This is a genomic window from Corynebacterium amycolatum SK46 (assembly GCF_000173655.1).
In the GTDB taxonomy this organism is placed as follows: domain Bacteria; phylum Actinomycetota; class Actinomycetes; order Mycobacteriales; family Mycobacteriaceae; genus Corynebacterium; species Corynebacterium amycolatum_A.
The window spans coordinates 1-11837 of record NZ_ABZU01000028.1; the positions used below are offsets into that span (position 1 = coordinate 1).

At 57.2% G+C, this 11837-nt stretch carries 12 protein-coding genes, 4 tRNA genes and 2 riboswitches; of the genes, 4 read left to right on the top strand and 12 right to left on the bottom strand.

What is annotated here, in order from left to right; all coding sequences use genetic code 11:
- Positions 1 to 324 precede the first annotated feature (324 nt).
- Positions 325 to 1587 (bottom strand): UDP-N-acetylglucosamine 1-carboxyvinyltransferase, encoded by a 1263-nt coding sequence (gene murA / locus CORAM0001_RS10490; protein ID WP_244262063.1) that lies wholly within the window; start codon positions 1585 to 1587, stop codon positions 325 to 327.
- A gap of 47 nt (positions 1588 to 1634) precedes the next feature.
- On the opposite strand from murA, the gene CORAM0001_RS10495 reads away from it, so the two are divergent.
- A complete protein-coding gene (locus CORAM0001_RS10495; RefSeq protein ID WP_005511959.1) occupies positions 1635 to 2255 on the top strand; it encodes a cob(I)yrinic acid a,c-diamide adenosyltransferase in 621 nt (206 codons plus the stop codon).
- Between the two features lie 95 nt (positions 2256 to 2350).
- Here CORAM0001_RS10495 and ramA read toward each other — a convergent pair whose 3' ends face one another.
- From ramA to CORAM0001_RS10520, 5 genes are all read right to left on the bottom strand, one after another.
- On the bottom strand, positions 2351 to 3187 hold the full coding sequence (gene ramA / locus CORAM0001_RS10500) for an acetate metabolism transcriptional regulator RamA (protein WP_005511953.1): 837 nt from the start codon (positions 3185 to 3187) through the stop codon (positions 2351 to 2353).
- Between the two features lie 460 nt (positions 3188 to 3647).
- Positions 3648 to 3918, top strand: a riboswitch (cobalamin riboswitch).
- A gap of 195 nt (positions 3919 to 4113) precedes the next feature.
- Positions 4114 to 4947, bottom strand: coding sequence for an energy-coupling factor ABC transporter ATP-binding protein (locus CORAM0001_RS10505; protein ID WP_005511961.1), 834 nt, complete (start codon positions 4945 to 4947; stop codon positions 4114 to 4116).
- Between the two features lie 2 nt (positions 4948 to 4949).
- Positions 4950 to 5687 (bottom strand): cobalt ECF transporter T component CbiQ, encoded by a 738-nt coding sequence (cbiQ, locus tag CORAM0001_RS10510; protein WP_005511955.1) that lies wholly within the window; start codon positions 5685 to 5687, stop codon positions 4950 to 4952.
- Positions 5684 to 6061: an energy-coupling factor ABC transporter substrate-binding protein gene (locus CORAM0001_RS10515; RefSeq protein ID WP_005511960.1), complete on the bottom strand. Its 378-nt coding sequence runs from the start codon at positions 6059 to 6061 to the stop codon at positions 5684 to 5686. The genes cbiQ and CORAM0001_RS10515 overlap by 4 nt, the downstream gene beginning before the upstream one ends.
- A 38-nt stretch (positions 6062 to 6099) precedes the next feature.
- Positions 6100 to 6882 carry an energy-coupling factor ABC transporter permease gene (locus CORAM0001_RS10520; protein ID WP_040361972.1) on the bottom strand — a complete coding sequence of 261 codons (783 nt, stop codon included), beginning with the start codon at positions 6880 to 6882 and terminating at the stop codon, positions 6100 to 6102.
- A gap of 67 nt (positions 6883 to 6949) precedes the next feature.
- A riboswitch (cobalamin riboswitch) is annotated at positions 6950 to 7218 on the bottom strand.
- Between the two features lie 304 nt (positions 7219 to 7522).
- Between CORAM0001_RS10520 and cysK the strand changes: the two genes are divergently transcribed.
- Both cysK and epsC read left to right on the top strand, forming a co-directional pair.
- The gene (gene cysK, locus CORAM0001_RS10525) at positions 7523 to 8455 is read left to right on the top strand and encodes a cysteine synthase A (RefSeq protein WP_005511962.1); all 933 of its coding nucleotides are present in this window, start codon (positions 7523 to 7525) and stop codon (positions 8453 to 8455) included.
- Between the two features lie 115 nt (positions 8456 to 8570).
- Complete coding sequence (epsC, locus tag CORAM0001_RS10530; RefSeq protein WP_005511963.1) at positions 8571 to 9164, top strand: serine O-acetyltransferase EpsC; 594 nt, start codon at positions 8571 to 8573, stop codon at positions 9162 to 9164.
- Between the two features lie 100 nt (positions 9165 to 9264).
- Here the strand turns inward: epsC and CORAM0001_RS10535 are convergent, their stop codons facing one another.
- The 6 genes from CORAM0001_RS10535 to CORAM0001_RS10560 form a co-directional block, all read right to left on the bottom strand.
- On the bottom strand, positions 9265 to 9546 hold the full coding sequence (locus CORAM0001_RS10535; protein WP_005511951.1) for a GNAT family N-acetyltransferase: 282 nt from the start codon (positions 9544 to 9546) through the stop codon (positions 9265 to 9267).
- Between the two features lie 107 nt (positions 9547 to 9653).
- Positions 9654 to 10109, bottom strand: coding sequence for a hypothetical protein (locus CORAM0001_RS10540; RefSeq protein ID WP_005511946.1), 456 nt, complete (start codon positions 10107 to 10109; stop codon positions 9654 to 9656).
- A 157-nt stretch (positions 10110 to 10266) separates the two neighbouring features.
- Positions 10267 to 10339 (bottom strand) — tRNA-Phe (locus CORAM0001_RS10545).
- A 19-nt stretch (positions 10340 to 10358) separates the two neighbouring features.
- Positions 10359 to 10435: transfer RNA gene (locus CORAM0001_RS10550), tRNA-Asp, on the bottom strand.
- Positions 10436 to 10743: 308 nt separating this feature from the next.
- Positions 10744 to 10817: transfer RNA gene (locus CORAM0001_RS10555), tRNA-Asp, on the bottom strand.
- Between the two features lie 14 nt (positions 10818 to 10831).
- Positions 10832 to 10907: transfer RNA gene (locus tag CORAM0001_RS10560), tRNA-Glu, on the bottom strand.
- 199 nt (positions 10908 to 11106) lie between these two features.
- On the opposite strand from CORAM0001_RS10560, the gene CORAM0001_RS10565 reads away from it, so the two are divergent.
- Entirely contained in the window at positions 11107 to 11637 is a 531-nt protein-coding gene (locus CORAM0001_RS10565) for an NUDIX hydrolase (RefSeq protein ID WP_005511947.1), read from the top strand.
- Positions 11638 to 11837 lie beyond the last annotated feature (200 nt).

The following is an 11837-nucleotide window of genomic DNA, read 5'->3' on the forward strand; positions in this document are numbered from 1 at the left end:
GAAAGAAAACATTAACAAACAATTAACCAGAAAGTCAAACCAACGACTCCCACCGGCTAACCGCACGAAAACATTTCCCCCACATCAGCCAACCAAGCAGATAAACCGCCTGGTCGCGCTGACCTCCGAATACATTACACACAGACCACCCAAAGACACAAAACCCCAGGTAAAATAGCGAAAACCACCACAAGCCCCACTGGAGAATCACTCCTAACGGTTCTAAAACATCCAGAACCGAAGACTTGCGATGGTTTTCCGCACCGTGCGCTCAACTAGCACCGTGCACTTACCTATTTGCCATCAACCGGAGACCAATGACCTCTAGCTAACCCGTTCAACAGAAGCGCCGAGAGCGTTTAGTGTCTCTACGAAGCCCGGGTAACCGCGATCAATGTGATAGACATCGTGCACCTCGGTGACGTCTCCCTCTTCGGTGCACAGCCCGGCCAGCACCAGACCGGCACCAGCGCGAATGTCCGAAGACCACACAGGTGCCGAACTCAGCGTTTCCTTTCCGCGAATCATCACGTGGTGGCCATCGATAGTCGCGTCAGTGCCGAGGCGAATCATCTCGTCGACAAACCGGAAGCGCGACTCAAAAACGTTCTCGGTAAGCACTGACGTCCCTTCGGACACCGCGGACAGAGCAATGGCCATGGGCTGCATGTCCGTCGGAAAGCCTGGGTATGGCAGCGTTTGATAGTTCACCCCCTGCGGACGCCCGTCCATACGCACGCGGAAGCCCTGCGGATAGGTCTCGACCTGAGCGCCTGCGTTCTTCAGTTTTTCCAGAGGAAGGTGCAGGTACTTAGGGTTGATGCCAACGACCGTAATATCGCCGCCGGTCATCGCCGCAGCATAGGCCCAGGTGCCTGCGATAATTCGGTCGCCTACGACCTTGTGCTCAGTGGGGTGCAGCTTCTCGACGCCCTCAACCGTGATGGTGTTAGATCCCGCACCCGAGATTTTGGCGCCCATCTCCACGAGCATCTCGCACAGGTCGACAATTTCGGGCTCACGGGCGGCGTTATCCAGCACAGTCGTACCTTCAGCTAGTACGGCCGCGGTCAGAATATTCTCGGTCGCGCCGACGGACGGGAAGTCCAGCTTGATGTTCGCCCCCTTGAGTCGCCCCGCCTCAGCCACCACACAACCGTGGTGAATATAGGTACGTGCACCCAATTTCTCCAGGCCAGCCTGATGCATGTCCAGAGGGCGGGATCCAATTGCGTCACCACCGGGCAGTGCGACAATCGCATTACGGGTACGCGCCGTCAGCGGCCCGAGCACACAGACCGAAGCGCGGAACTGGCGCACGGCATCGAAGTCGGCATGATGCGAGAGTTCTTCGGGCACCGTGATTTCGATCCGGTCGCCCTCGCGCGTCACGGAGCAGCCGAGCCCTTCGAGGACTTTTTGCATCAATGGCACGTCATCAATTTCAGGGCAGTTCGTCAGTACTGTCGTGCCCTCGGCGAGAAGCGCCGCACCCATCAGTTTCAGAACCGAGTTCTTCGCCCCGGAAATCTGAACCTGACCATTTAGCGTCGCTCCGCCTTTAACCAGAAATCGCTCATTTCCCACTCCCCCAGCCAACCACATTTCGCACTATCGCGCCTAGGCTTGAATCTATGAGCGTTCATCTAACTCGAATTTACACTCGCACCGGCGACGACGGCACCACTGGATTATCCGATTTCAGCCGCGTTCCCAAGGACGATTCTCGTCTTATCGCCTACGCCACGTGCGAGGAGGCCAACGCCGCACTCGGTCAGGCGCTCAGCCTCGGCACGCTTGACGACGAGGTCTCGGCTGTCATCCGCTACGTGCAGAATGACCTCTTTGATGCCGGAGCCGACCTGGCAACACCTATTGAAGAAAACCCGAAGTACCCGCCGTTGCGTATCGAGCCGGATTACGTCGAGCGACTCGAGCACTGGTGCGACCAGTTCAATGAGCAACTGCCAAAACTGGATTCCTTCATCCTCCCGGGAGGCACACCAGCCGCGGCACTACTGCACACAGCTCGGGTGATTACTCGCCGGGCCGAGCGTGCGGCATGGGCTGCCTGCCGCGAGTTTCCCGAAACCACTTCAGTCCTACCAGCGAAGTACCTCAATCGACTGTCTGACCTGATGTTTATTCTTTCGCGAGTGGCCAATGCCGGAAACGACGTTAAGTGGGTCCCCGGTGGCGAGCGCGAAGATGAGCGCCAGGCCGCCCTGGATGCGAAAAAGCGCCGCGCTCACTAGCTAAGTTTTGCTAGAAACGCGGCGCTGGCCATATAGCGACCAAGAGCACCTGGAGCACCTGCGGGTTTGGGCGCAGGAGCCCGTCGTCAAGCGGTTTACGGCAGTGCGCCGATGCGACGGGCTGCGTTGACAGCCTCGTAGCGAGTATGGGCGCCCAGCTTACGCATTACGGAGCGGAGGTAGGACTTAACCGTCTCGGCACCGATGCCCATTTCTTCTGCGGCCTCGACGTTGGTGTGACCGAGGGCGACACAGGCGAGAACGTCGAGCTCACGAGCCGACAGCTTGGTGGTCTGCTTGACGCGAACCGGGGTGACCATCTGATCGCAGAGTACCTCGAGCTCCTGGCGCAGCTTCTCATCATCCACACGGTTAGCGAGCATGCGCAGCTTCGAGTGCGTGGAGCGAACCTGCTCCCACTCAGCGCCATTCATGATGCGGCCGCCCTTACCGTTGCCGGAGCGATCCATGTTACGGCAGGCGTCGACGACAGCGAGGTCCTGCTCCAGGCAGCGGGCGGTCATTGTGACCTCTTCAAGAACCTTGTCCCCCAGGCGCACCGAGGAGTGCACGCCACCGTAGAGCACGCCACGGACAAGACGCGAAACAATCACCGGCACGGCGACCAGCGAGTGCAGGCCTTCATCACGAATCTTGTCGTCATACTCATGGGTAATAACCTTGGCGCGCAGGTAGTCACTGACACCCACCGGGCGACGCGTGGCCAACACGCGACCACCGACACCCGCACCCGATTCCACAGTCAGATTCTGCAGGGCCGGAGTACGCAGGCCAACCCAGTTGTTGATCTGCATCTTCGAGTTATCGGTGACTTCCGCATACATTGTGACCGGAATACCAGTCGCATTCTTTAGGGCGACCAAGGACGACTTAATAACCTCATTGTCGTCCAGAATGCGGTGGGGATCCATCTCGCGTCCTCCTGCGTAACGGGCAAATTGCTTCACTGGTACCCACAGAGGCACCATCAGCCTGTGACTTCGCGCCGACTTACACTCCTACGAAATGGCCAACTACCGCTCAGCGGCTACTGACCCTTTCGGGGGCTGTAAACCGTACAAAGTAGATAGTACCCTCCGAACGGGTACACCTGCATTAAGGCATCCGTCACACAATCTTAGGAAACAACTAGGTTTCTCTACAAGTACGTAAAGAAAATACCAGGATAAATCCTGCCATTAGCCCCGCCTCGGCCGAATAAATGCAAGGCAGGGGTAGCTATTTTTCCGCTAATAAACTGCGTAAATGTTGATAGCAGAGGGTAATGAACGGCGTTTTACCCCCAATGCGGACATTTTCGAAAAAGACCTTCACTTATTTAATTTGGTGCGCTATCGTTATTCATGCAACAGGTTTTGTTGAGTTCCGCCTTCAATGCTACGTCCTCCACGTGGTTGTCCGAAGGTGGTGCACAGCAAACGCAAGAGGGAATCCGGTGCAATTCCGGAACTGTCCCGCAGCGGTAATCTGGAACAAAATTCGCCAACGGCACTGAGGTTGTTTCAACTTTGGGAAGCGGCGAAAAGTAGGAAAATTGATAATAAGGTTCTGCACGTAAGCATTGAAGCGAGCGGCAGTCGTCATCCCCTTATTGTCGGTCACGCCAGGAAGTCCGAATACCTGCCTGATGCGCCGAGGGCACTGCAAAGTGCCACGGCCACGGAGATCGCCCGCGGACAGGTGTGACGTGAAATGGAAGCGAAGAAATGCGACAGCTTCGTCTATATTTCTAGGCCTATTTTCACAGGCATTACGCCCTGCCCGCGGGCGTTTTTCTCATTTTTAGCGTGGTTTAGCTGCACATATCGATGAGCTATTCACCAACCAAACCGCTCGCCTAAACTTCCTCTGGATGGAGCACATCTCGCCCAATCGCATTGGAGACCACGGGCGCCCAGGGCAAAGCCAATCGAGCGTGTTCGACCAACCGTCGATCGGCCAAAATTTCCTCTTTGGAGCCAACTCGCAGTTTGCCGTCGGCAAGCACTGCTGCCCTATCGGCGAAATTCCACGCGAAGTCGATGTCGTGCGTGGCGACGACGACGGCTGTGCCCTGATCGCGCAATTGATTGAGCGTGTGTGCAAGCTTTCGTGTCGCCTGCGGATCGAGGCCGGCGGAGGGTTCGTCGAGAAGCAGCACGCGCGGATGCATCGCCAGCGCGCCTGCGAGAGCGACGCGCTTGCGCTGACCGTAGGAAAGCTGGTGCGGAACGCGTTCGGCGAGATCGGTGATTTCGGCGGTACCCAGGGCCTCCCGGACGCGCCGCTCGACTTCCTCGTTCTTAAGCCCCAGGTTGACGGGACCGAAAGAGACGTCTGCAAACACGCTAGCCGCGAAGATTTGCTCATCCGGATCCTGCGTGACCATCTGCACTGAGCGACGGACCATATTGCGGCCGTGCCGGGAGTACTTGTAGGCGGTGCCGTCAAGGCGGACCTCACCGCTATTGGGCTTAGACGCTCCCGCGAGCATGCGCAGCAGCGTGGACTTGCCAGAACCGTTTGCGCCCAACAGCGCTAGGCGCTCGCCGCCCGAAATTGCCAGATCCACGCCTTTCAGGACGTGGGTTTCATCGTAAGCGTATGTGACTGCTGTCGCTTCCACGATGGCACCGTTGGCACCGTTGGCACCGTGCACGGGATTAGCGCTATTTTTCCGACCGATCGACATTCCTATACACCCCATTTCAGCAGCGCCCAGGCCGCAATCAACGACAACAGTAATGCACTGGATATCGCGAGGAACTTCGGCTGCCTCGGCCGCGAAATCACCAGTACTTTCATTGCACTTGGGTCGGCACGCAGCTCGATTCCCTCTTGCATCTTGCGCGCGCGGGTAAAAGCGATGACAAAGAGGCTGGCGGACTGCGCCGCCACATCACGGATCATCGCCCGGCGCGTGGAGTGCCCAAGACGTCGCGCTTGGGCTTCCGTCATTGAGTGCGCGGAGTGAATCAGCACACCAGTCATCCGATAAATCACCTCGGCGAGGTAAGTCAGGTAGCGCGGCATACCGTGCTTGTCGAGCCACGCAATGAGCTCCGAAATCGGAGTGGTTAACGCAAAGACCATCGTGCAGCTGATACCCGCAAACGAACGCATCACAACCTGCGCCATTCGCTGCGGACCATCCGGCGACCACGCGAGACCGTCGGGAGTAAGCGCTACCAAAAGCGGAAACGCGCCGACGAGCACAAAAGCCGCCGGTGCCAACACCATTGCCACATACAGCTTGCGGGGCACCCGGGCTATGTACGCAATAAACCAAGCAATGACCGCAATGCCCGGAGCAAACGGAATTGGCGGAAGCGCAACCGCCAGAATCAACAGCCCACCGAGCAGCAGGATCTTTTCGCCCACGTTGCGGCGTGCCCAAGCGCTGCGCGCCGCTGCGGCTTCTAGCGCATTCACTGCTCTTTCTCGCGCTTATCTGAACGCGCAGCAGCTTTCCCTCGGTAGAAGCCAATAACGTAGAACAGGACGCCAGCACCGATAACAGCCTGGAGCGCGAACAGACCCGACTCGACCTCACCCGGCAGTTCGCCGACGAGTGGCTCGAACCACGGCTCGTAGTTCGGGTCGATTTCCTGAATTGTCTCTGTCGCAGCGGAGTCCGTACCTGCGAATGGCTCCTCGGAATCTTTGTCTCCGAAATTGAAAAACAGTGGGAACATGGCAATGACGGCGACCAAGATAATGAGCCCCATGCTGATCCACAATGAGTTTTTCTTGGTTCGGCTAGGTGCCTGTGCGTCGACAATCTGCGCGTTGTTTTTTGCATTCATAATCGTGCTCTCTTTCGCTTCTTTTCGCTTGACGACGGCTACTGCTTCTGGCCAGATACGGGTGCAGCTGCAGCATTCTGCGAAGTGGCAGATTCTGCAACAGCGTTGGTCGTGGTGTTTGCAGCTTTCGCCCCCAGCGCCGGTGCTGACGCATCGCCGAAGCGGGACAGGAAGCCGATATCGAGGAGCTCAGAGTGTGCCACTGCCAGCAGGGTACGCATGAGAATGACGGTGACCAGAGCCTCGATGATTGCCAGCGGAATCTGCGTGATAGCGAACAGGCCGAGGAATGTAGCCAGCGCGCCGCCAACACCGCCCGGGTTAGCCGGGTGCGCAAGTGCGAGCTGCATGGAGGTCACAACGTAGGTAGAGAGGTCAGCGAAAAACGCTGCCATAAACACACCTGGTAGTAGGCCTCCGCCGAGCTTTCGAGTCAATACGTAGAAGGCGTAGCCGACCCACGGGCCGACGATTGCCATGGAGAAGATGTTCGCACCGAGCGTCGTAATGCCGCCGTGAGCGAGCAAGATAGCTTGGAAGAGCAACACGATGGAGCCAAGCAGCGCCATCACCGGAGGTTTGAAGATTACAGCACCAAAACCTGTACCTGTCGGGTGCGAAGTGGAACCCGTCACGGATGGAATCTTGATTGCGGAGAGCACGAAAGTAAACGCACCGGCAGCACCGAGCAGCATGCCGCTACCGGGATGCTCTTTCATAGTGCGCTTGACTTGAACTGCGCCGTGAATGACAAAGGGAGCGGCAGCTACGCCCCACCCAATGCAATGAGTGACTGGGAGAAATCCCTCAGCAATATGCATGATGTAAATCATCTTTCTACGGTGCTATTCACCTCGACAGCACCGCTCGACCGCCAATCCGCGGACGCGAATTGGATGATTTACAGTCGGTCTCCTGGCTGATGGGCTGAGGAAGGCTTCACACTTCTACTAATGCCTCGCCTCCTTCCCCAGAGGTTTGAGTCCCCCTGAGTGGCTTCGACGAAGCACCGCAATCGCTGAGTCCATTGTCTGCGTTTTCCGGTTATCGCATATAACCGCTGTGCAGATAAGGGCCGCAATCGCGCCCAATCACAGTGGCGAGGGCCGCTGCCTATTTACAAGGCATTCCCGTGCACTGTAAATCACGTCTCAGAATAGTGGATTCTAAGAAACTTTAATGCTCTTTACCCTCACAATGGAGGTAGGGACGAGCAAGGCAACGACATAGCGCTAACGTGACAAGAGCAGGGCAATTGCGAAAAACAGCGGTGCGGCTGCGACGGCGCCGGCCCCGGCGACCGTGACGGTGGTGGCACCGGAATTGGCAGCCTCCAGTTCCCTCCGCAATCCATGAAGTAGACGAACTGGTCTGTACTAATTGCAGAATCAGGCGTACACTACGGCTACACGCGAAAACTCATTAGGAAGTCCTCTGTGATTTCCGGAATGGATAAGCTTAATGACTATTTATAACGATGTCACTGAACTGATCGGCAACACCCCGCTGGTTAAGCTCAACCGTGTTACCGAGGGCCTGCCGGGCAATGTGATTGCCAAGCTGGAGTTTTACAACCCTGCCAACTCGGTCAAGGACCGTATCGGCAACGCAATTATCGATGCCGCCGAGCGCTCTGGCGAGCTCAAGCCGGGCGGAACCATCGTCGAGGGTACCTCGGGCAACACCGGTATCGCGCTTGCAATGGTCGGCGCAGCCCGCGGTTACAAGGTCATTCTCACTATGCCGGACACCATGAGCCAGGAGCGTCGCGTCGTTCTGCGCGCATTCGGCGCTGAGCTTGTACTCACCCCGGGCGCGGATGGCATGCGCGGTGCTGTCGATAAGGCCAACGAAATCGTAGCTAACACCGACAATGCAATCCTGGCTTCCCAGTTCGCCAACCCGGCCAACCCGGCTATCCACGAGGCAACCACTGGTGAAGAAGTCTGGGAAGCTACCGACGGCAAGGTTGATTACTTCGTGGCTGGCGTCGGCACCGGCGGCACCATTACCGGTGCTGGTCGCACGCTGAAGAAGCACAACTCGGACATCCAGCTGGTTGCCGTCGAGCCGAAGTCCTCCCCGCTGCTGACTGAGGGCACCGCCGGCCCGCACAAGATTCAGGGCCTGGGCGCAAACTTCGTCCCAGAGGTTCTCGATCAGGAGCTTCTCGACGAGATTATTGCGGTTACCAACGAGGACGCTATTGAGGTCTCCCGCAAGGTCGCTGCAGCCGAGGGCATCCTCGGCGGCATTTCCGCCGGTGCAAACATCAAGGCTGCTCTCGAGATTGCAGCCCGCCCGGAGGCTGAGGGCAAGAACATCGTCGTGATTGTTCCTGACTTCGGCGAGCGCTACGTCTCCTCCGTCCTGTACGAGGATCTGCGCGACTAAAACCAAGCGCTATAAGCGCCCGTAACCTTCTCTGCAGAGCCCGCTAGCTGGCACTTTCCGTCGGCAAGCGGGTTTTTGCATTGCCCACACTTCCGACCAGATAGAATTGACGCCCATGAGTGACTTTTTCCGAATCCTCAAAGAGGATCTGGACAATGCCCGTGCGCATGACCCAGCTGCGCGCAGTGATGTAGAAAATGCCATTGTCTACTCCGGCCTACACGCAATCTGGATTCACCGATTCTCGCACCGTCTCTGGAAACGAGGCGGGATTTTCAAGGGCATTGCACGAGTACTCGCACAGTTTTCCCGTTGGCTGACTGGTATTGAGATTCACCCGGGTGCCCAAATTGGCCGAAGGTTCTTCATCGACCACGGTATGGGCATCGTCATTGGCGAAACCGCAGAAATCGGTGACGGCTGCATGCTCTACCACGGCGTGACACTCGGCGGCCGCTCACTGGAAAAGGTAAAACGCCACCCCACCCTGGAGGACAACGTCACCGTCGGCGCAGGTGCGAAAGTCCTTGGCCCCATCACAATTGGTGCAGGCTCATCAATCGGCGCCAACTCCGTAGTCACCCACAGCTGCCCACCCGATTCCATCGTGATAGGAATTCCGGGCCGCGTACGCCCTGCCAAGCCCGAAGAGCACAAGCCATTGTGCGATCCGGCGGTGTACGTCCAGGGTGACGGGGACTTCATCTAGCCCAGCCCTAAAACTAGCTCTACATACAAAAGCCGACCGGCTGCTCGCCCTATCGTGAGCAGCCGGTCGGCTTCTTTATACGTTCTTCGCCCTTCAGCGACTAGTCAGCCAGTAGATCCTGGTATTCCGGGTTTTTCTCCACGAAGTTGGCAACAGCGGAGCAGCTGGTGCGAATCTTGCGGTTGTTCTTCCGAACATCATCCAATGCGCCTGCGATAAGCGGCTTAGACAGGCCTTGTCCACGGAATTTGTCATCTACTACCGTGTGGTCAAAATCCAGGGCACCTTCCACCGGGGTGTAAGCGGCAAAGCCGGCCTCTTCTCCCTCTACGGTGAGAACGTAGCGCTGACCGGCCTCATCATGCGAAATAGTGTGTGCCATTTTCGGAATCACTTCCCTCTCGTGGTTATGAAGCGTCGTCATTACAAACGACTCTTAGGATGTAACCCAGATAACAGCTCTCGCTTCGGATTAATTCCGAATCCTGGCTAATTCTGCACTAGTGGGGGTTCGCCCGGGTGCTCGTCGGCACGCCCGACAGCGACACGGCACGGGACATCGCCCTTCGCGCCCTTAGTCGCAGCCTCGCCCTCTGCCCACCCAGGACTGACCGCCTCAGCGAGAGGGCCTGCCAGATCCGCCATTTCGCAGTGAGAAAGCCCCGGAGCCACCACACTGATGCGGTAACGCTTCCGATCCCCCGGATCCATGCCCGGGTTGGCCTCCGCCCACAAATCAGCGAGCGAAGAGGTGCGCCCCACATCGGGCATGACATCCTCGTAGACGTTGACTTCCTGATCCGGAATCAGTTCCGTGAGCACCCCACGAACCTTCTCAGCAGCCGATTGGCTGCCCTCAGCATCCGTGTAGACGAAGATGCGCACGACCCACGGCAGTGTCTTATCGTGGGACAGCGTTCCTGCTGAGGCGAATTCCTTACTCATGCACAACATCCTATCCGCTGGGGTGTGTACGCGGTTTAATTTCCCCCACTTTAAGGTTTTCGCAAGGCTCGATGCACTTTGCTTTACGACGATTCCCGCGACAAACACCTGGTAAAACAAGGAATCCCCAGCCCGTTTCCGGACTGGGGATTAATTGTGGCCAGAAGCGGGATCGAACCGCTGACCTTCCACTTTTCAGGCGGACGCTCTACCGACTGAGCTATCTGGCCAGACTTGAAATTAATCAAGTGGCGACCCTGACGGGACTTGAACCCGCGACCTCCGCCGTGACAGGGCGGCGCGCTAACCAACTGCGCCACAGGGCCTTAAATGCCGTGCTCAACTTTCTGGATTACCAGCGCTGTGCACGAGTTGTTACTCTACAGAACAGCGCTGAACATAAGCAAATCGCCAGTTCATGGCAGATATTTTAAGTTGAAAAATGATCCCCGGTCCCGGGTCTCGATGCAACCTAAACTGTGGCGCCCCCAGTGGCGGCGGCGGGTTAATAAACAAAAGTATGTCCGCTCAGCATTTTTCCTATTAACCCTCTATTACCCCGCACCGACGTCCAGCGCCACTAGTAACCAAAAGCAAAAACACCAGCTCCAACCGGAACTGGTGTTTAGAATTGCGACCCTGACGGGACTTGAACCCGCGACCTCCGCCGTGACAGGGCGGCGCGCTAACCAACTGCGCCACAGGGCCATCATGACTTTTAGTGGTACTCCCAACGGGATTCGAACCCGTGTTGCCGCCGTGAAAGGGCGGAGTCCTAGGCCTCTAGACGATGGGAGCCCGACTTAACGCTGCAAAGAGTTAGCCACTAAGTGACGAAAGTGCGTACATCTGCAATGTATAAACATTGCAATTGCGCGCGCTCTTGGCAACGTAAAGAACTATAGAGGATAAGTACCCTTTTCCCAAAATCCACGGCTGAGCTGGAATTTCTCGCTATTTCCGCGGGCGCTACTAGCATTCCGATAAGCTCGCAACTATGGCAATTCCGGATTTCATTGTTCAGCTCCGCGAAAAAGTGGGCCACGCTCCGCTCTGGCTCCCCGGCGTCACGGCTATCGTCATTCGCGATGTTCCGCCGAATGCACCGATGTACGCCCTGCCCGAGGTCTTGCTGGTTCGTCGCTCCGATAATGGTGAATGGACCCCGGTCACCGGAATTATCGACCCGAACGAGCAGCCTCACGACGCTGCCGTGCGGGAGGTAAAGGAAGAAACGGGACTCGATGTCACAGTTGAGGCTCTACTCGGCACTGGTGCCGTTGGCCCTATCGAACACCTCAACGGCGATATTGCCTCATATCTGGATATCTCCATGCGCTGCAGTGTTGTTGGCGACGACGTCCCCTATGTCGCTGATGATGAATCCACTGATGTCGGATGGTTCCAGATCTCACAGATGCCACCGATGATGCCACGCTTCCGCTTGATAGTCGCCGATGCAGTGGCGCAGCTCAAGCACCCGACGGGCTTCAAGCCACGGATGGGCTACCACAAGCGGGAGAAGTAATTGTCGCTGCGGGCGACGTCGTAAAGCGTTGGCAGAAAGCGCTGCATGACCACCATGCCCACCGAGAATTTTCTAGCTATTTTCTAGTATCCCGCTGGCTTTGCACCCGATTCGTGCCCAATAGATGCCATTTAGAGGTCATTTTTCCTAGGCGCTCGGGTGGCTAATGCACCCCGGGCAAGTTACTACGAAAAACAGGG